This is a genomic window from Arsenicicoccus bolidensis DSM 15745, assembly GCF_000426385.1.
Lineage (GTDB): Bacteria > Actinomycetota > Actinomycetes > Actinomycetales > Dermatophilaceae > Arsenicicoccus > Arsenicicoccus bolidensis.
The window spans coordinates 66996-86190 of the sequence record NZ_AUFG01000014.1 but is presented as its reverse complement, the minus strand read 5'-3'; the positions used below and the strand labels follow the sequence as shown (position 1 = coordinate 86190).

Below are 19195 nucleotides of genomic sequence, written 5' to 3'. Positions count from 1 at the left end.
GACATAGGCAGGGCACACCGCTCTGCGAGCCGCCGGGACCAACGTGGGGTCCACGCACACGCCCCCCGACGCCACGCTCGCCGGCCCGTCGTCCACCAGGAGCCAACCATGACCACCGCCACCGCCAAGATCGCTGCGACCGCCGTGGCCGCCGTCGCCCTCGCCGCCTCCCCGGGGATGGTCGCGACCGGCCTCGCCGCCGCCCGGACCTCCGACGGCACCACCGTCGTCGACAGCTCGACCATAGCCTCGTCGACCGAGGGCCAGACCGACCAGACCGACCAGACCGGCCAGCCGACCTGGGCCAGGCACCACGGGTACGGCTACGGGCACGGCTACGGCTACGGCGGCTACGCGCACGGGAGCGACGGCTACGGCCAGTCCTCCGGCCAGGGGACCGGCTCGTCCGACCTGAGCCAGGCCGCGGACGGCTCGACGATCTCGGGGACCGAGGTCGCCTCGATGAAGGGGGTCGTCATGGTGGACACCGTGCTGCCTGACGGCAGAGGCGCCGGCACGGGGATGATCCTCACCGCCGACGGTGAGGTGCTCACCAACTATCACGTCGTCGAGGGGTCCACCTCGATCACCGTCACCGACACCACGACCGGCCGGAAGTACTCCGCGTCGGTCGTGGGTCACGACGCGGCGCACGACGTCGCGGTGCTGCGGCTCTCGGGCGCGAGCGGGCTGTCCACGGTCACGGTCGACCGGTCGCCGGCGCAGGTCGGCCAGAGCGTGGTCGCGGTCGGGCAGGGCGGCGGCCAGGGTTCCATCTACCGGGTCACCGGCTCCGTCACGGCTCTGGACCAGTCCATCACCGCGCAGGACGAGACCTCCGTGGGCTCCGGGGAGCAGCTCACCGGGCTCATCCGGACGACGGCGGACGTCGTGCCCGGCTACTCGGGCGGTCCGCTGATGGACACGTCCGGCCGCGTGATCGGCATCGACACGGCGGCGACCTCCAGCGGGGACATCGACGGGTATGCCGTGCCGATCTCCCAGGCGCTCGCCATCGCCGACCAGATCACGGCGGGCGTCCGGTCCGAGGACGTGCACGTGGGGGCGCGGGCGGCCCTGGGCGTGCAGGTGACCGACGTGACGGCCGGGGGCTACGGCGGCTCTCGGGGGGCGACCGGTATGCCGTCCGGCGCCGCCGTGGCCGACGTGGTCGCCGGAGGGGCCGCCGCCGCGGCCGGCATCACCGCGGGGTCGACCATCACCGCCGTCGACGGGGACACCGTCACCAGCGGCACCGACCTGAGCGAGGACCTGTCCGACGAGTACCCGGGCACCCGCGTCACCGTGACGTGGACCGACCCCTCGGGCACGACCCGCTCGACGAGCGTCACCCTCGGCACCAGCACGGTCGCCTGACGCCTCGGAATGTGCTCGGCGTGACGGGCGTTGCCCTGGGGGAGAAGGCCGCTCCCGACGCGATGACGGGGAGCGGAGCACCGAGCCAGACCGGCCGATCAGCCAGATCAGCCAGACCAGCAGGAGGCACACCGTGCAGGACCCCACGGGTCTCTACCGCTTCGAGACCGACTGCGACCCCACGCACATGCGTGCGTCGTCGCTGGTCGTCGCGATGGGCGCGTTCATCGACGCCGGTCACACCGGCAAGCTCATCTCCGACCACCTGCTGGGCGCGCTCGACCACTCCGTCGTGGCGTCCTTCGACGTCGACCAGATGCTCGACTACCGCGGGCGCCGGCCGCTGATGACCTTCGACCGGGACCGCTACACGACCTACGACGACCCGGCGATCGTGCTCTACCGCGTCCTGGACGTCGACGGCACGCCCTTCCTGCTGCTGACGGGTCCCGAGCCGGACTACCAGTGGGAGCGCATGACCGAGGCGGTGCGCGGGCTGGTGCGGACCTTCGGCGTCTCCTTGACCGTGAGCGTCCACGGGATCCCCATGGGGGTGCCGCACACCCGCCCCATCGGCCTGACCGCCCACGCCTCCGACGGGGCGCTCATCCCCGACAACAACCCCGTCTTCGGCGAGGTGCAGGTGCCGGCGTCGTTCGCCTCGCTGCTGGAGCTGCGGCTGGGTGAGTCCGGCTACGACTCCGTCGGGTTCAGCGTGCATGTCCCGCACTACCTCGCCCAGACCGACTTCGCGGACGCGGCGCTGACCGGCCTGCGGGCCGTGTCGGGCGCGACGGGGCTGGCCCTGCCGACGGCCGAGCTGGCCGCCGTGGCCGGCGCCAACCGCGAGGCCATCGACTCCGAGATCGGCGACAACGAGGAGGTCGTCCAGGTGGTGCGTGCCCTCGAGGGGCAGTACGACCAGTGGACCCGCGGCCTCGACAAGCCCACCCTCCTGGCCCCGAGCATCGGCGAGCTGCCGACGGCCGACGAGATCGGTGCGGAGTTCGAGCAGTTCCTGCGCACCCACAGCGACGGCGAGGCCTGAGGCTCGACCTGACCCTCAGGCCTTGGCCTCGGACCACCGACGCACGACGCTGACGTCCGCCACGAAGCGGACCCGGTCGGTGCCCGTCCACCGCCGCGCCGCCTCGTCGAGGCTGCGGTGGACGAGCGCCACCGTCTCGTCCGCGTGCTCGGCCGCGACGTGCACGAGCAGCTCGTCGTGCAGGCACAGCACGATCTCGGCGCCGAGGGCCCGTCCACCGGCGCGCACCGTCGCGGCCCACGCCTTGAACAGCTCGGCCGCCGCCCCCTGGATCACCGCGTTGCGGGCGAACCTGCCGCGGCCCGCGAGCTGCGCCTCCGACAGCGGTCCCTGCCACATGGGCACCCTGCGCCCGCCCCAGGTCACCACGGGGTCGCCCCGCACACCCGCGTCGTAGGCCCGGTGCAGGTAGGTCATGGCCGTCGGGTAGGCGCGGTCCAGCCGCTTGAGCGCCTCGCCCGCCGAGCCCGACGTCTGGCCGTACATCGCGGCCAGGACGGCGATCTTGGCGATCGGTCGCTCGACGCCCAGCTCGGCGCCGACGGGGGAGTAGAGGTCGGCCGCCTGGCTGGCGTCGGCGAAGGACGGATCCCGCGCCACCGCCGCCAGCACCCGCGGCTCGATCTGGCCGAGGTCGGCGCGCACCAGCACGTGCCCCGGGTGCGCCGCGACGGCGGGTCTCAGCTCGGCGGGCAGGTTGTGCAGGCCGTTGGCGGCGGTCATCCGGCCGGCTCCGCCGTCGCAGGCCGTCCACCCGCCCCGGAGCCGGTCGTCCTCGCCGACGTGGGTGGCGAGCCAGTGCCAGCCGTAGGTCGTGGCGATCCGCTCGGCCTTGCGCCAGGTCAGGAGGGCCTCGACGACGGGGTGCGAGGCCCGGTGGGCGTCCAGCGTCCACTTCCGGGTGTTGTCGACGTGGACCCCCACCGAGGCGAGCATCTCCTTGACCTGCACGGGATTTCGCAGGTCGGTGCGCTCCCGGCCGGGCACGTGCACGAGGACGGCGCGGTCCCGCTCGGCTCGTATGGCGCTCGCCTGCGGCTCGTCGCGAGGGCGTGGTCCGGCGGCCGCCGTGATGAGCGAGGTCGCCGCCTCGCGGTCCATGGGCAGGCCGTGGACCTCGAGCTCGACGCAGAGCAGCGCCGCCGCCGACTCCGACAGGGCGGTGCCGAGCAGGCGCCGGGCGTCGCGCGGGCTGCCCCCCGCGTCCGGCACCCGGGGCGCCTGCTCGACCAGGTCGTGCTGCTGCTCGGCAGCGGTCAGCGCGGCTCGTGCCCACGCCGCGAGGCGGTCGGGGGTCGACGTCCAGGTGCCCTGCACCGCGTCCGCGCGCAGGTAGCCCTCGGCCGTCGTCAGTGACTCCGGGTCGAGCTGGGCGGCGGGGGAGACGAGCGCGAACAGGTCCGGCTCGGCGACCTGCGGCAGGCCGTGGGGGTCCAGCCCGCGGAGGTGGGCCCAGACGGTGCCGGGGTCGGCCGCGAAGCCGCCCGCCAGCACGCGGTGCACCTCCGCGACGTCCCAGCAGCGCGCCAGGTGCAGCCCCGCGGCGACGAGCGGCCGCGCGTCGTGACCGGCCTGCCACCAGACCCACCGGGGCCGGCGGTCCTCCTCGAGGCGTCGCAGCTGCGGCACGAGCCGGTCCACGGGGCAGGCCGGCACGACGATCGCGCCGGAGCGGTCGACGACCACGCCGTGGCCACCGGCGACGGCGAGGCCGAGGAGGCCCAGCGCCTCGACCGGCACGATCAGGCCGCGGCGAGCTGGCGCTGCACCCGGCCGAGCATGCCGGCCATGCCGCCCAGCCGGAGCGGGGACACCGTGCCGCCGAGGCCCAGGCGCAGGGGCAGGTCGGCGGGCAGCCCGAGCACGCGCTCGAGCGGGGCGCCGTCGACGGCCTCGTGCAGGATCGCCGCGAGGGCGCGGGTGGCCGCGGCTGAGGGCGGCGCGTCGACATACAGCCGGACGACCCCCTCCTCGACCCGGGCCAGGACGTGGACGGGAGACTGGCACTCCTCGACCCGCTCGAACCCCGGGTCGCCGTGGAGCCGATCGGGCGGGGCCGGGAGGTCGTCGGCGAGCTCCTGGAGCAGGTCCATGCGCTCGCTCGGCGTCAGCGCCGCGAGGTCCTCGACGAGCTCCGCCACGGCGTCGGGCAGTCCGGAGGTGTCGGACGGGGTGGTGTCGGGTATGTCGCTCACCGACCCAGTGTGCGTCACCACGCTCCTCCCGGGAGCGCGGCCCGCCATCGCCACAGACAGGAAGGACTGCCCGTGGGCATCTTCGACAGGATCACCGGCTCCGTCATCAACAAGGCCATCGGTCAGCACACCACCGACCCCGCCACCGGCGACTCGCGCCTCAACGGACCGGTCGAGGAGTTCGTGCAGAAGCTCCTCGACGTGGGCGTGGATGGCGCCGGGCCGGTGGACGGCGCGGCCAAGGTCGCGGACAAGGCCCTGCGCGGACGCAGCCCGGAGCAGGCCGTCGGGGAGATCGTCAAGGACCACAAGCGGATCGCGGCCACGGGCGGTTTCGTCACCGGTCTCGGCGGCTTCATCACGATGCCCGTCGCCCTGCCCGCCAACGTCGTCGAGTTCTACCTCACCGCCACCCGCATGGTCGCCTCGATCGCACGCGTGCGGGGCTACGACATCGCCAAGCCCGAGGTCCGCTCGGCCATCCTGCTGACGCTCGTCGGGGCCGACGCCGACGACGACCTGCTGCGTCGCGCCGGCGTGCTCACCTCCGGCCGGCTCTCGAGCCTCGCGACCCAGCACCTCCCGGCCTCGGCCGTGATGATGATCAACAAGGGCGTCGGCTTCCGCCTCATCTCGACGCTGGGGCAGAAGGGCTTCGCCAAGGTGGTCGGCAAGGGCCTGCCGCTCGTGGGTGGCGTCGTGGGTGGCGGCATGGACTACTACCTCCTCGGCAAGATCGCCTCCAACGCCAAGCAGCAGTTCCCGGCCACCGCGGCCTGACCCACCAGCACCGACGGCGGCCCGCGTGGGGAATCCCCGCGCGGGCCCGTTCGTTGGCAGGGGTAGCACGCCCCCGTCCGACCCAGGAGGTCGCATGAGCTTCCGAGCATCCCGTCCCACGTCCCGCTGGGCGTCCGTGTGGTCCCTCGGCCAGGCCGTCCGCACGGCGAGCCGCCCGGGGTCGCCCAGCATGGCCACCCGGATCCAGTCCCTCCCGCGCCTGGTGCGAGCGGTCACGTCGGGTTCCTACACCGGCACCTCGCGCGGGCAGCTGCTGGCGCTCGCCGCGGCCCTGGTCTACGTCGTGAGCCCGCTGGATCTCGTCCCCGAGGGCCTGTTCTCCGTCCTCGGCCTCGGTGACGACGCGTTCGTCCTGGCCTGGGCCGCCGCCCAGCTCGTCAGCTCCACCGAGGACTTCCTGCACTGGGAGCGTGGCGGGCGTCGCGGTCCGCGTCCGGGCGATCCCGCCCCGGTGACCGTCGACGGGCGCGTCGTGCGCTGACGACGACTGTCCACAGGCCTCGTCCTTGGACGCGTCAATCCGCGCTCTGTCCACAGGCGCCCCGACCACTCCTGGTCGGGGCGCCTCGCGGCGTCCAGGGTCGGACCATGACGTCCTTCCCCCAGACCTCCGCCCCGTTCCCCAGCAGCCCCGCCGACGCCCCCGTCACGTCCGTGCGCGACAGCAGCCAGCTGGTGGCGACGCTGCCCTATCTCCTCGGCTTCCACCCCACCGAGAGCCTCGTGGTGCTCGGCCTCGTCCCGTCCTCGACCGGGCGGCTCTGCGTCGGACCGTGCGCGCGGATCGACCTCCCGCCGGTGGGCACCCCGGCCGCGACCCTCTGGGACGCCGTCCACGGCCGGATGGCGCGGCACAGCCGCCATCTCGTGGTCGTCGGCTACGTGCCCGGCAGCGGTGACCGGGACGACCCGGCCTCGGCGTGGGGCTGCGAGCTGCTCGACGAGATCCTGGTGCTGGCCGGGCGGGCCGACGTGGAGGTGGTCGACGCGGTCGTCGTCGGCGCGACGGGGTGGTGGTCGCTGCTGGCCCCGGACTCGGCGTGCCGTCCCTCGCGGCTGCAGCCCCTGCCGGACCCGAGCCAGGTGGAGGCCGTCGCGGACCTCGTGCTGGCCGGCTCGGCTCCCTTCGCCGACCGCGACGCGGCGCTCGCCCGGGTCCGGGCCGCGCCCGAGGACGACCGGTGCCGCGACGTGCGGGACGCCCTGGCCGGCGGGGGGCGCCCCCCGCGAGCCGCCGCCGGTGAGCAGTCTGGCTGGGCCCACGTGGGGCCGGGGCTGGACGCGTGGGCCCGCCTGCTCGGGTGGGCTCAGGCGTCCGAGCACGCGCCGGCGATGGCGTCGCAGGACGAGTGGTCCGCCCAGGACCTGGCCGCGGCCGTGACGGTGATCCAGGACAAGGCGGTGAGGGACGCCGTCCTGGCCTGGTCCGCCCCCGGCATGATCCCGGCTGCGCTCCTGCCGCACGAGCTGCGTGACCGGTGCCTGCGTGCCCTGGGGCGTCCGGTGCGGTGGGGGTCGGCCGACCGTGAGCGCCGTGAGGTGCTGCAGGAGCGCCTCCTGCTGGTCGCGAGGGTCGTCCCGCCCGAGCACGCCGCGGGGGTGCTGACGATCGCCGGCGTCGTCGCGTGGTCCCTGGGCGACCACATGATCGCCGCCGCGGCGCTGCGACGGGCGCTCGCGGTGGAGCCCGGGCACACGATGGCGAGGCTCGTCCTGCCCGCGGTCGAGCGCCTGGCGGTCTACTCCGAGGTGATCGGCCACGGCAGGGACGACCGTGACGCCCGCGGTGGTCAGGCCGGCCGCGCCGCCCACGACGTCCAGCACCGCCACGACGTCCAGCACCGTCACGACGCCCAGCGCCCTCACGACGCCCAGCACCGTCACGACGCCGATCACAGGGGTGCGCACGGCGCCGGGCCCATGGGATAGGTTCGGGGCCATCGTCGCTCGGCCCCACCTGCCCGGAGGATTGTCATGACCATCGTCGTCGGCCTGGTCGCCACGCCCGAGGGGCGGGCCGCTCTCGCCCGCGCCGCCCAGGAGGCCGTCATCCGCTCCGTGCCCCTGGTGCTCGTCGAGACCGGGCGGCCCGCGCCGGACGCCGAGAGCGCGGCGGCGATGGAGACGGTGGTGGCCGAGCTCACGGCCGAGGTGTCCGCGGCCGGGCTGGGTCTGGAGCGTCGGACCCCGGGTGGCAAGGACCTCGCCGAGCAGCTGGTGGGCGTGGCGGACGAGGTCGACGCCAGCTGCCTGGTGATCGGCCTGCGGCGTCGCTCGCCGGTCGGCAAGCTCATCCTCGGGTCGAGCGCCCAGCGGATCCTGCTCGACGCCACCTGCCCCGTGCTCACCGTCAAGCCGCTGACCCGCTGACCGCACGAGACGCTGACCGCTGATGACCGATCCGCCGGCGTCGGGCAGGTCACGGTCGGTGAGGACGGCCCGTTCGACGGGCTTTCGTCGCGGCAAGGTCGCCGGTCGACTTATAATGGTGGTGAAGCGCACCGGAGGCCATGGTCAGCCCCCCGCAGATCCTGCCACGACAGGCTGCACCAGCCCAGAGCGCAACCGCCGTCCCGTGGCTCCCACGCACTCGTCCTCCGACGACCGATGGTTCCACGCGCCCACGTCATGCGACGAAAGGTTGTTGTGACCACCCTACCCAATGCCGCCTCCCTGCCCCCGGAGTTCGCACACCCCTCCCTGCAGGCCCTGCTCCAGCTCGGTGCCACCCACGGCTCGATCGACTCCCAGCAGCTGGGCGCCGCCCTGAGCGAGGTCGCCCTGGAGCCCCGCCGGATGAAGGCCGTCCTGCGGGCCATCGACGCCGCCGGCATCACGGTCACCCTGGACCCCGACCACGCCCGGGCCGTCGCCGCGTCCGCGGGGGGTCGGACCAGCTCCACCCGCAAGGCCGCCGCCAAGAAGGCCCCGGCCAAGAAGGCCGCCGCCCCGACGCCCTCCACCGACGCGTCCGCCGACGCACCGGCCACCAAGACTGCGACCAAGACCACCGGCACCGCCAAGGCCGCACAGTCCGCACAGGCCGCCAAGTCAGCCAAGGCGACGCCCGCCAAGAAGGCTGCCAAGGCCACCGCGGCGGGCGCCGCCAAGACCGCCGCCGCCAAGGTCGAGGAGCCGACGGGCGTCGCGGACGAGGGCCCGGCCTCCCTGGACGACGTCGAGGACGTCGTCGTGGAGGACGTCGCCGTGGACGACGTAGTGACCGCCGGCGCGCCGACCGAAGACGCCCCCGACGCCGACGACGAGGGCGCCGTCGACCCCAAGGCGCCGCAGGGCGCTGCCGCAGCGGCCCGCGCCAAGGGCGCGAAGAAGGACGACGAGGAGGAGACGGACGGCGGTTTCGTCTACCGCGAGGACGACGAGGACGACGCCCCGCCGCAGCAGGTCGTGACGGCGGGAGCCACCGCCGACCCGGTCAAGGACTACCTCAAGCAGATCGGCAAGGTGGCGCTGCTCAACGCCGAGCAGGAGGTCGAGCTCGCCAAGCGCATCGAGGCCGGCCTGTTCGCCGAGGAGCGCCTCAACTCCGGCGACAAGATCGACATGAAGCTCAAGCGTGAGCTGTGGTGGGTCGGCCAGGACGGCAAGCGGGCCAAGAACCACCTGCTCGAGGCCAACCTGCGCCTCGTGGTGTCGCTCGCCAAGCGCTACACCGGTCGCGGCATGCTCTTCCTGGACCTCATCCAGGAGGGCAACCTCGGCCTGATCCGCGCCGTCGAGAAGTTCGACTACACCAAGGGCTACAAGTTCTCGACCTACGCGACGTGGTGGATCCGGCAGGCGATCACGCGCGCCATGGCCGACCAGGCCCGCACCATCCGCATCCCGGTGCACATGGTCGAGGTCATCAACAAGCTCGCCCGCGTCCAGCGGCAGATGCTGCAGGACCTCGGTCGTGAGCCCACCCCGGAGGAGCTCGCCAAGGAGCTCGACATGACCCCGGAGAAGGTCGTCGAGGTCCAGAAGTACGGTCGCGAGCCCATCTCGCTGCACACCCCGCTCGGCGAGGACGGCGACAGCGAGTTCGGCGACCTCATCGAGGACTCCGAGGCCGTGGTGCCGGCCGACGCCGTGAGCTTCACCCTCCTGCAGGAGCAGCTCCACTCGGTGCTGGACACCCTGTCCGAGCGCGAGGCCGGTGTGGTGTCGATGCGGTTCGGCCTGACCGACGGACAGCCCAAGACGCTCGACGAGATCGGCAAGGTCTACGGCGTCACGCGGGAGCGGATCCGGCAGATCGAGTCCAAGACGATGTCCAAGCTGCGGCACCCCAGCCGCAGCCAGGTGCTGCGGGACTACCTCGACTGAGCGACCCCATGACCTGACGGACGAGGCTGGCATCCCCACGGGATGCCGGCCTCGTCCGCGCTCGTGCGACGGCGGGTGAGGGGCGTCGGGATCGCCGACGTCAGCCCGGCGTCAGGACGTCGAGCCGCGTCCCGCCGAGGGCAGCAGTGCGGCCCGCAGCCGTTGCGGCCAGGACCGGGTGCGGGCAAAGGTCCGGCGCACCACCTGGGCGTCGGCCTGCACCTGGCGGGGGGACGCCGACGCGCCGGGCGGGGCGTAGCGCGCCCGCTCGACGGCGGCGAGCACCCGGGCGAGGGCCCGCTTGCCGTCGTCGGGGAGCAGGGCATACCGGTCGTAGTGCGAGGTGAGGGTTCGCGGCGTCATACCCGTGGGTGGGCCCACACCCAGGTCGCGCAGCTGCTCGGCCAGGGTGGTCCAGTGCGACTCCACCGCCGCCGCGGGGGACCCGGCTCTCGCGAGCCGACGCCGACGCACCCGCGCCGCGCGCAGGGGGGTGACGGCCAGGGCGACGGCAGCGAGCAGGAGCAGCCCCAGGGTGATGATGCGCGCGGGGGTGAACCAGCCGCGCAGCCGGTCCAGCAGCCCGGGCTGGGTCGGCGCCGCGGTCGAGGTGTCGGTCTCGGCGGGGCGCGGGCGGGCGCTGGACGTCGTGGTGGGGGCGGACGTGGACGCCGTCGCGGTGGGGGCGGTCGGAGGCGTCGCCCAGGCCGGGGGCAGCCCGGACCGTCCACCCGGCGTCGGCTCGAAGCGGGTCCACCCGGCCCCGTCGATGAACAGCTCGGGCCAGGCGTGGGCATCGGCCGCCCGCACGATGCGGGTCCCGTCGGGCTGCAGCGATCCTGGCAGGAAGCCGAAGACGACGCGCGCCGGGATCCCCTGGGAGCGGGCCATCATCACCATGGCCGAGGAGAACTGGGTGCAGTAGCCCCGACGCGTGCGGAGGAAGTGGCTCACCGCGTCGGGCTCGACGCCCCGCTGCCGCTCCTCCTCCGTGAGCGGCGCGAGGGTGAGGCTGTAGACGAAGGTCGGCGAGCGGAGGTACTGCTGGATCGCCATGGCCTTGGCGTAGGCGCTGTCCGCGGCGCCGTAGCGCTGGACGTCGGGGGAGGACAGGACCTCCCGGGTGGTGCTGTCGACGAGCTCGCGCGAGGCGGGGTCGACGTCCAGGTAGTCCCCGTCGTTGAAGGCGGAGGTCGCGTACGGCTGCTGTGCCGCGGAGCCTCCGGCGGCTCGGGACAGCTGCTCGGGGGTCAGGGTGGGGACGGCGTAGGAGACGGTGTAGTCCTCCGCGGCGCGGCCGACGGACACCAGGCCTGTCGTCGCGTCCCGCCGCCAGGGGACGTCCGTGCCCACGGCCAGCGCCGGGACGGGCGCCGCGAGCTGCGGCGGACGCATCACGGTGTTGTCGCTCACCCGCGCCGTGACTGCGCGGTGCGGCAGGCCCGGGGCGATCCCGTCGGGCAGTCCGAGCGCCCGGCCGGGGGCGGGCTGACCCTGCCCGGATGGGGGCGGGGTCGGGATCATGCGCCAGTGCCCGTCGACATACTGCTTGGCGATGGTGACCGCGAGCGGGGGCGGCTCGCTGCCGTCGCTCGTGCGGAGGGTGAGCACGGGCCGGGGGTCGCGCGACCCCAGGCTGCGCGTGATGTCGACGTCGGAGGTGAAGCTCAGGCTGCCCCGGCCCGCCTGCTCCTGGCGGCCGAGGCCCTCGGTGAGGAACCTCGTCTGGATGTCCGGGAGCAGGGCCTGTATGCCGACGGCCGCCAGGACGACGGCCACCGCGACGAGCCGGGACCGCCGCGAGAACCTGCTGACGACGGTCGCGGCGTCGTCGGCACCGGACCCGCGGGAGGGGGCTGCGGCGAGCGTGGCCCAGCGGCGCAGCTGGGACCCGTGCTGCTCGACGAGCAGCAGCAGCCACAGCAGCGCGAGGGCGAGGAAGTACATCGCCGGCAGCGCCACCCCGGTGTTGACCACGGCGACGAGGTAGACGACGAGGAGCGGGAACCCGGCGACGGTGGCGGCCCGTCGCGCCACGACCAGGTGGTCGACCAGGATCGCGACCAGGCCGGTGAGCAGCGAGATCAGCGTGACCAGGCCTCGCGTGGGAGGGGCTGGCGCGGCATAGCTGCGGATGGTGCGTCCGGCCTCCTCGAGACGGTCGACGAGGCGGTCCCCGACGTCGGTCCAGGGGAGTCCTCCCGGTCCGCTGCCGAGGTCGTGCAGCAGGCACACCGCGAGGCAGACCCCGACCAGCTGGGCCAGGACCACGCCCCAGGCGGGCACCCGCACCGACCGCAGGCCGGCCCCGAGGAGGGCGACGAGGGCGACGACCAGGAGGGTGGGGCCGGTCCAGCTGGAGTCGCGCAGCAGCGTGCCGATGGGCCAGGCGGCCACGACGACGGCGAGGGCGCAGAGCGCGGTCTCGCGCAGGTGGGCCCGGGTCATCGGACGCTCCTGCCGGTGGACGAGGCGATCTGTCGCCAGGCCAGGGCGGGCACGGTGCCGTGGCCGGCCACCACCGCGCGCCAGCCGTAGCGCCGCAGGATCTCGACGCTGGCGGCGGCGGACAGGTGGCCGGTGCGGGCCGGGCCGGACGGGTGGGCGAGGTGGCTGGTCTCGGCGCCCGGCGCCGAGACGCCCGGACGGCCCTCGACGGCGCGGCCGAAGGTCGGGCTGTCCACGACGATCGCCAGCGACGCCGTCCCGGTGCGGTGGGTCGCCGCGAGCGCCTCGAGGTCGGTGCGGCTGCCCGGTCCGACGACGGCGACCACGAGACCCGCGGCTCCCCGGGACAGGACGCCGGCGGTGCTGGCCAGCCCGTCGTGCTCGGCCAGGACCGTCCGCGCGAGCGTGGTGAGCGCCTCGTCGAGGGTGACCGGGCGCTCGTGGCCGGTGTCCGGCTCGGTGACGAGGTCGACGTCGTAGCCGTGGTCCTGCAGGTGACCGACGACGGAGGCGACCGTCGTGACGGCCCACTCGAAGGAGCTGTGCGGACCCTCACCGGCGTGCGCGGTGACCCGGCGGTCCAGGAGCACCGCGGCCCGGCGCCGGGAGGGCTGCTCCTCCTGACGGACCATGAGCGACCCGGTGTGGGCGCTGGCCGGCCAGTGGATGCGCCGCAGCTCGTCCCCCTGGCGGTAGGGACGGATGGTGACGTCGTCCTCGCCGTGCAGGGCGACGGTGTCGGCGACGTCGTCGTCCTGACCGGGGCCCGAGCCCGGCAGGGCGGAGGCGTCCAGGGGGAGGACCTGGGGGACGACGAGCACCGTCCGGGACCCCGGCAGACGGGTCAGCCGGCTGGTCAGCCCGAACCCGTCGCGCACGCGGACCGAGATGGGCCCGAGCGCGTGCTCGCCGCGCACGAGGGAGCCGATGGGGTAGTGGATGACCTGGTGCTGGCCGGGACGCAGCGACGGCACGACGAACCGGGGCCGGTCGCCGAGGGGATAGGCCACGTCCTCCTGGGCGAGCACGAGCGGGGAGCGCCGGCGCCCGGCGTTGCGCAGCGTCAGCGTGACGGTGCCGAGCTCGTCGACGGCGAGCCGGCCGGGGGCGACCTCGCGCTCGACGTGCAGCCAGCTCGCGGGACGCCGGGACAGGGCCCAGGCGCCGGCGGCGAGCAGCACGAGCACCGTCCCGATGCGCAGGAGGTCACCCAGGCCGAGCGCCGCGCCGGCCGCGAGCAGCACGACGCCCGAGGCCAGGAAGGACTGGCCTCGGGTCGTGAGGACTCCGTCGGGACGTGGCATGGGCCGTTGCGGCGTGGTCAGCGCGAGCCGGGACGGCGGGTGGCGACCCCGACGACGGGCACCTGGGCGAGCAGGGTCTCGATGACGTCCACCGCGGCGCCGTGGGCGCCCCCGAGGCCACCCGCGCCCCCGGCGGGGAGGACGCGGTGGGCGAGAACCGGGACGGCGAGCTGCTGCACGTCGTCGGGCAGCACGTGGTCCCGGCCGGCCATCGCGGCGCGGGCCCTCGCCGCGCGCAGCAGGTGGAGCCCGGCCCGCGGGCTGGCGCCGAGCCGCAGGCCGGAGGACGTCCGGGTCGCGCGGACCAGCTCGACGACGTAGCGCTGGATCGCCTCGCCGGCGTGCAGGTGGCGGACCGACTCGACGAGCTGCTCGATGGTGCCGGCGTCCGTGACGGGGGCGAGGTCGCGGAGCGGACGGTGCTCGCCGTGGGCGGCCAGCATGGCGGTCTCGGCGTCGGCCGTGGGGTAGCCCATGGACAGCCGGGCCATGAAGCGGTCGCGCTGGGCCTCCGGCAGGGGATAGGTGCCCTCCATCTCGAGGGGGTTCTGGGTCGCGAGGACCATGAAGGGCCGGGGCAGGGGGCGGCTCACGCCGTCCGTCGTGACCTGCCCCTCCTCCATGGCCTCCAGCAGCGCGGACTGCGTCTTGGGGGAGGCGCGGTTGATCTCGTCGCCGATGACGAGGTTGGTGAACACGGCACCCGGCCGGAACTCGAAGCTCCGCGTCTCCTGGTTGAAGACCGAGATCCCGGTGATGTCGCTCGGCAGCAGGTCGGGGGTGAACTGGACGCGGCGGACCGAGGCGTCGACGGCGCCGGCGAGCGCCTTGGCGAGCATGGTCTTGCCGACCCCGGGCACGTCCTCGAGCAGCAGGTGGCCGCCCGCCAGCAGCACGGTGACGGCGGTGCGGACCTGCTCGTCCTTGCCGGCGATGACGGTGGACACAGCTCGGCAGACGGCCTCGGCGGCCTCGGCGACCTCGATCGCCGTGCTCAGGTGCTGCGTCTCGGTGCGATGGATCACGGGGCCCCCGTCTGGTGCGGTCCGGTGCTGGGTCCACCGGGACGTCAGCCCAACTCTATGGACATCGCGGCTGCTGACAAGGCGAAGCCGCGGTTCCCCACTTCCCTCCACCAGGCGCCGCCCGGCGGGCCGTCGGACCTCCGCAGCGTCCGCGGGCGGGTGATTCACCCCCTTCGTCCGGACTCGGCGGATCGATCGCCCCACGCGCCCTCCACTTCTTACCACCGCCTCTGACCTGCGCGTATGACGAAAAAATAACGGCGAAACGCACGGCTGACGATTGACCGTGGTGGGTGGTGGAGTAAAGTGGGGGACATCAGAGCACGCGGCGAGCCGACGGGGAGGGGGCCACGATGTTCCTGGGCACCCACAACCCGCGCCTCGACGACAAGGGCCGACTGTTCCTCCCCGCCAAGTTCCGCGAGCGCATGGCCGAGGGCCTCGTCGTGACCCGTGGCCAGGAGCGCTGCCTCTACGTCTTCCCCATGGACGAGTTCGTCCGGGTCTCCCAGCAGCTGCGCTCCGCCCCGATGACCAGCAAGGCCGTCCGCGACTACCTGCGCGTCTTCCTCTCCGGCGCCTCCGACGAGGTCCCCGACAAGCAGGGCCGCATCACGATCCCGGCCGGCCTGCGGCAGTACGCCGGGCTGAGCCGCGACTGCACCGTCATCGGTGCGGGCGAGCGCGTCGAGGTCTGGGACACCGAGGCGTGGGAGCGCTACCTGTCCTCCACCGAGCAGGCCTTCTCCGACCAGGCGGAGGAGGTGGTCCCCGGACTGCTGTGATCCCTGGCGCCCGGCCTCCACCCGCTCCTCGTGCCCCGCGGCACCTTCCCCGGTCTCGGGACACATCGAGCGGAGCGGTTGGGGACCGGACGCCAGGGCCCCTCGTCCGAGGGTCCACCTCCACCACCCACCCAGCACCACCCACCCGGCACCACGCAACCAGCACGACCGACACAGCACCACCCGCGAGAGAGAGGAGGGCCGACGTGCAGCAGGACGACGCGCGCACCGGCGCCGAGGGACGTCACGTCCCGGTCCTGCGCGATCGCATCGTCGGCCTGCTCTCCCCGGCCCTGGCCCAGGACGTCGACGGCCGACGCCCGGTGTACGTCGACGGCACCCTCGGCATGGGTGGCCACGCCGAGGCGGTGCTGGCCGCCTGCCCGCAGGCCCGCCTGGTCGGCATCGACCGCGACACCGAGGCGCTGCGCCTGGCCGGCGAGCGGCTCGCCGCCTTCGGGGACCGCGTCGACCTCGTGCACGCCCGCTACGACGAGATCGGCGAGGTGCTCGAGGACCTCGACGTCGACGGAGTGCAGGGCGTGCTGCTCGACCTCGGCGTCTCCTCGCTGCAGCTCGACGAGGAGGACCGCGGCTTCGCCTACCGCGTGGACGCCCCGCTGGACATGCGGATGGACCAGTCCACCGGGACCACTGCCGCCGACGTGCTCAACACCTACGCCCACGGCGACCTGGCCCGCGTCCTGCGGACCTACGGCGAGGAGCGGTTCGCCAAGCAGATCGCCTCGGCCGTGCTCCGCGAGCGCGAGGTCGAGCCGTTCACCACGTCGGGCCGGCTCGTCGAGCTCCTGCGCCGCACGATCCCGGCGGCCTCGCAGCGGCAGAGCGGGCACCCCGGCAAGCGCACCTTCCAGGCCCTGCGCATCGAGGTCAACGGCGAGCTGGCCTCCCTCGAGGCCGCCCTGCCCGCCGCCGTGGACGCGCTCGCCGTCGGCGGCCGCCTGGCCGTCCTCTCCTACCACTCCCTCGAGGACCGGCTCACCAAGCAGGTCCTCGCCGCGGGAGCCCGCAGCACGTCGCCCCCCGGCCTGCCGGTCGAGCTGCCCGAGCACGCGCCATACCTGCGTCTGCTCACCCGCGGTGGCGAGGAGCCCGGCGACGACGAGACGCGTGACAACCCTCGCGCCGCGTCGGCCCGGCTCCGCGTCGCCGAGCGCGTCCGCACGTCCCCGCCCACCACCCGCCCCACCCGCGTCGACCGGCCAGCCCACCGGAAGGGACACCGTTCATGAGCCTGCTGCAGACCGTCAGCCCGCGCACGGCACCGACCCGCACGTACGATCGTCTCGTCGGGCAGCGTCCCCACCTGGAGGTCGTGCGCATGGCGGGCCGGAGAGCCTCCCAGGTCCCCTTCGTGGTCCTGGGAGCCGTGCTGCTGACGCTCGGTCTGCTCGCCGCCCTGCTCCTCAACATCACGCTGTCCCAGGGCTCCTACGCCCTCAACGACCTGCAGGACCGGTCCGCGACGCTGCGCGACCAGTCCGCCGCCCTGCGCCAGGACATCAACGCGGTCTCCTCGCCCAACCACCTCGCGACCAAGGCGCAGGAGCTGGGCATGGGGCCGGCGGACTCCCCGGCCTTCCTCGACCCCGCCACCGGCAAGGTGTCCGGCGTGGCGAGGCCCGCGACCAGAACCGCCGAATTTACCGTGGTGTCCGGCAGCCAGGCCGTCGCTCCGCAGGCTCGGCCCGACGACTCCACCATGGCCGCCGCGTCCGCCGTCTCGGGCCTCGGGCTTGGCAACGGGCTGGTGGGTGGCCTCGCCGGCCTGGCCGGCTCGGCCGCGACCCGCTGAGCCGCGTCGCAACCCGCCGATCGGGCCCGGGCGGTCGATGATGGTGTCGGCGGGCAGCGCCATACGCCATATGCAGGACCAGAAGCAGGCAGGACCGACGCGCCCGCAGGGCGCACGAAGGATCGAGGTGAGCGCGTGACCGCGACGCGACCCACCCGCAAGGGCGCCCGGGTCACCGGGTCCCGGGCGCGGATGCACCCCAGGCGTCGGGTCCGCTCGATGTTCATCGTGTCCCTCCTCGTGCTGACGGTCTTCGCCGCGCAGCTCGTGCGGCTCCAGGGGTTCGACGCCGCAGCGATGTCGGCCAAGGCCCTCGAGCAGCGCAGCGCCAAGCGCACCCTCCCCGCGGCGCGCGGGCAGATCACCGACAGCAACGGCACCGTCCTCGCCGAGTCGATCGAGCGCTACACCCTGATCGTCGACCAGCAGGCGGTCAAGGAGTACCAGAAGCGCCTCACCCCCAAGGGTCCCCGCACCAAGGTCGGCGCCCAGGGCGCGGCGGCCGACGTCGCCCCGCTCCTCGGGCTGCCGGTCGCGGACGTGCAGGCCCGGCTGAGCGGCGAGCGTCGGTGGTACCCCGTCGCCACCGACATGACGCCGGTGGCCTGGCGGCAGATCAAGAAGCTCGGCATCGGTGGTCTGTCCGCCGAGCTCACGACCAAGCGCGTCTATCCCGCCGGCACGGGCGCGGCCTCGCTCGTCGGCGCCATGACCAACGCCGGCGCCCCCGTGGGCGGCGTCGAGCAGCTGATGAACTCCGTCCTGGCCGGCAAGCCGGGGGAGCAGCGCTACGAGACGACCCCGTCCGGGCTCAAGATCCCGACCGGCAGCGAGTCCCACACTCCGGCCGTCCCCGGTCGCAACGTGCAGACCACCATCGACGCGGACCTGCAGTTCGTCGCGCAGAACGCCCTCGCGCGGGCCGTCACGCAGCGCGAGGCGCTCAACGGCTACGTCGTCGTGCAGGACGTCCGCACCGGCAAGCTGCTCGCCGTCGCCAACTACCCGACCTTCGACCCGGCCGACCTCGGCAGCCTCTCCCGGGGCGGCACCGTCTCCAACAAGGCCTTCCAGGAGAACTTCGAGCCGGGCTCGACCGCCAAGGTCATGACCATGGCCGCGGTGCTGCAGGAGGGCGTGGCCAAGGCGGATACCCCGGTCACGGTGCCGTCGGAGCTCCCGCGCTCGGACAAGGTGTTCAAGGACTCCTCCGAGCACGGGGTCCAGAAGCTCACGCTGAGCGGTGTGCTCGCGACCTCGTCCAACATGGGCACGATCCTGGCCGGTGAGAAGCTGCCGGTCAGCAAGGTCATGGAGTACTTCGGGAAGTTCGGCCTGGGCCACCTCAGCGGCATCGGCTACCCCGGCGAGCAGGCCGGCGTCGTGCCCAAGAACCCCACCGGGTCGCAGCGCTACACCGTGATGTTCGGGCAGGGCATGAGCCTCAACGCCGTCCAGTCCGCCAGCGTCTTCCAGACCATCGCCAACGGCGGGGTGCGCATCCCGCCGACGCTGATCAACGGGCAGACCGAGCCGGACGGCACCTACACCCCGGCGAAGGCTCCCGCGCAGCAGCAGGTCATCTCGGCCCCCGTGGCCAAGACGCTCGGCGAGATGATGGAGTCCGTCGTCTCCGACGAGGGCACCGCCGGTGCCTACGCCTCCATCCCGGGCTACCGGGTGGCCGGCAAGACCGGCACCGCCGACCGCTACGACGAGCAGGCCGGTCGCTACCTCGGCCACACCGCCTCGTTCATCGGGTTCGCGCCCGCCGACCAGCCCCGGTTCGTCGTGTCCTGCACCCTGCAGCGGCCGATCAAGGGGCACTACGGCGGTCAGACCTGCGGCCCGGTATTCACCGAGGTCATGAAGACCGCCCTGGAGAAGTACCAGGTCCCGCCGAGCGGCAGCCCCGCACCGCGGCTGCCTGCGACCTTCGACGGGTTCTCGCTGCACGAGGACAAGACTTCGACAGGCACGACCGGCTCGACCGGCTCGACCAGGTCGACTAGCCCGAGGAGCCCCGCGAGGACCCGCACGACCACGCAGGCACGATAGGTTCGTTCC

Annotated in this window: 16 protein-coding genes; 11 read left to right on the top strand and 5 right to left on the bottom strand. The window is 73.9% G+C overall.

From position 1 onward, the window contains the following. Positions 1-108: 108 nt before the first annotated feature. The gene (locus tag K313_RS20695; RefSeq protein ID WP_029211462.1) at positions 109-1377 is read left to right on the top strand and encodes a S1C family serine protease; all 1269 of its coding nucleotides are present in this window, start codon (positions 109-111) and stop codon (positions 1375-1377) included. Between the two features lie 133 nt (positions 1378-1510). Then, positions 1511-2425: a PAC2 family protein gene (locus K313_RS0109780; protein WP_029211461.1), complete on the top strand. Its 915-nt coding sequence runs from the start codon at positions 1511-1513 to the stop codon at positions 2423-2425. A gap of 15 nt (positions 2426-2440) precedes the next feature. On the opposite strand, the gene K313_RS0109775 is transcribed toward K313_RS0109780, so the two are convergent. Both K313_RS0109775 and K313_RS0109770 read right to left on the bottom strand, forming a co-directional pair. Continuing rightward, on the bottom strand, positions 2441-4165 hold the full coding sequence (locus tag K313_RS0109775; protein WP_029211460.1) for a DNA polymerase: 1725 nt from the start codon (positions 4163-4165) through the stop codon (positions 2441-2443). 2 nt (positions 4166-4167) lie between these two features. Then, the gene (locus tag K313_RS0109770) at positions 4168-4620 is read right to left on the bottom strand and encodes a SufE family protein (RefSeq protein ID WP_051274081.1); all 453 of its coding nucleotides are present in this window, start codon (positions 4618-4620) and stop codon (positions 4168-4170) included. A 72-nt stretch (positions 4621-4692) separates the two neighbouring features. Here K313_RS0109770 and K313_RS0109765 point away from each other — a divergent pair, with 72 nt between their 5' ends. From K313_RS0109765 to K313_RS0109745, 5 genes are all read left to right on the top strand, one after another. Beyond that, a complete protein-coding gene (locus K313_RS0109765) occupies positions 4693-5400 on the top strand; it encodes an EcsC family protein (RefSeq protein WP_029211458.1) in 708 nt (235 codons plus the stop codon). A gap of 94 nt (positions 5401-5494) precedes the next feature. Then, positions 5495-5902 (top strand): YkvA family protein, encoded by a 408-nt coding sequence (locus K313_RS0109760; RefSeq protein ID WP_029211457.1) that lies wholly within the window; start codon positions 5495-5497, stop codon positions 5900-5902. A 107-nt stretch (positions 5903-6009) separates the two neighbouring features. Further along, on the top strand, positions 6010-7350 hold the full coding sequence (locus K313_RS0109755) for a DUF4192 domain-containing protein (RefSeq protein ID WP_029211456.1): 1341 nt from the start codon (positions 6010-6012) through the stop codon (positions 7348-7350). A 45-nt stretch (positions 7351-7395) separates the two neighbouring features. Continuing rightward, positions 7396-7791: a universal stress protein gene (locus K313_RS0109750; protein WP_029211455.1), complete on the top strand. Its 396-nt coding sequence runs from the start codon at positions 7396-7398 to the stop codon at positions 7789-7791. 258 nt (positions 7792-8049) lie between these two features. Further along, a complete protein-coding gene (locus K313_RS0109745; protein WP_034252621.1) occupies positions 8050-9750 on the top strand; it encodes an RNA polymerase sigma factor in 1701 nt (566 codons plus the stop codon). Positions 9751-9861: 111 nt separating this feature from the next. Here the strand turns inward: K313_RS0109745 and K313_RS0109740 are convergent, their stop codons facing one another. The 3 genes from K313_RS0109740 to K313_RS0109730 are packed head-to-tail and all read right to left on the bottom strand — an operon-like array spanning position 9862 to position 14524. Continuing rightward, positions 9862-12198: a transglutaminase TgpA family protein gene (locus K313_RS0109740; RefSeq protein ID WP_029211453.1), complete on the bottom strand. Its 2337-nt coding sequence runs from the start codon at positions 12196-12198 to the stop codon at positions 9862-9864. Next, a complete protein-coding gene (locus tag K313_RS0109735; protein WP_029211452.1) occupies positions 12195-13502 on the bottom strand; it encodes a DUF58 domain-containing protein in 1308 nt (435 codons plus the stop codon). The genes K313_RS0109740 and K313_RS0109735 overlap by 4 nt, the downstream gene beginning before the upstream one ends. A 17-nt stretch (positions 13503-13519) precedes the next feature. After that, entirely contained in the window at positions 13520-14524 is a 1005-nt protein-coding gene (locus K313_RS0109730) for an AAA family ATPase (RefSeq protein ID WP_034252685.1), read from the bottom strand. Positions 14525-14880: 356 nt separating this feature from the next. Between K313_RS0109730 and mraZ the strand changes: the two genes are divergently transcribed. The 4 genes from mraZ to K313_RS0109710 all read left to right on the top strand — a co-directional run bounded on the left by mraZ (position 14881) and on the right by K313_RS0109710 (position 19186). Beyond that, positions 14881-15312 carry a division/cell wall cluster transcriptional repressor MraZ gene (gene mraZ, locus K313_RS0109725; protein WP_029211450.1) on the top strand — a complete coding sequence of 144 codons (432 nt, stop codon included), beginning with the start codon at positions 14881-14883 and terminating at the stop codon, positions 15310-15312. Positions 15313-15518: 206 nt separating this feature from the next. After that, complete coding sequence (rsmH, locus tag K313_RS0109720; protein WP_029211449.1) at positions 15519-16565, top strand: 16S rRNA (cytosine(1402)-N(4))-methyltransferase RsmH; 1047 nt, start codon at positions 15519-15521, stop codon at positions 16563-16565. Beyond that, positions 16562-17128: a cell division protein FtsL gene (gene ftsL / locus K313_RS20690; RefSeq protein WP_029211448.1), complete on the top strand. Its 567-nt coding sequence runs from the start codon at positions 16562-16564 to the stop codon at positions 17126-17128. The genes rsmH and ftsL overlap by 4 nt, the downstream gene beginning before the upstream one ends. Positions 17129-17263: 135 nt before the next feature. After that, on the top strand, positions 17264-19186 hold the full coding sequence (locus K313_RS0109710; protein ID WP_029211447.1) for a peptidoglycan D,D-transpeptidase FtsI family protein: 1923 nt from the start codon (positions 17264-17266) through the stop codon (positions 19184-19186). Positions 19187-19195: the final 9 nt, after the last annotated feature.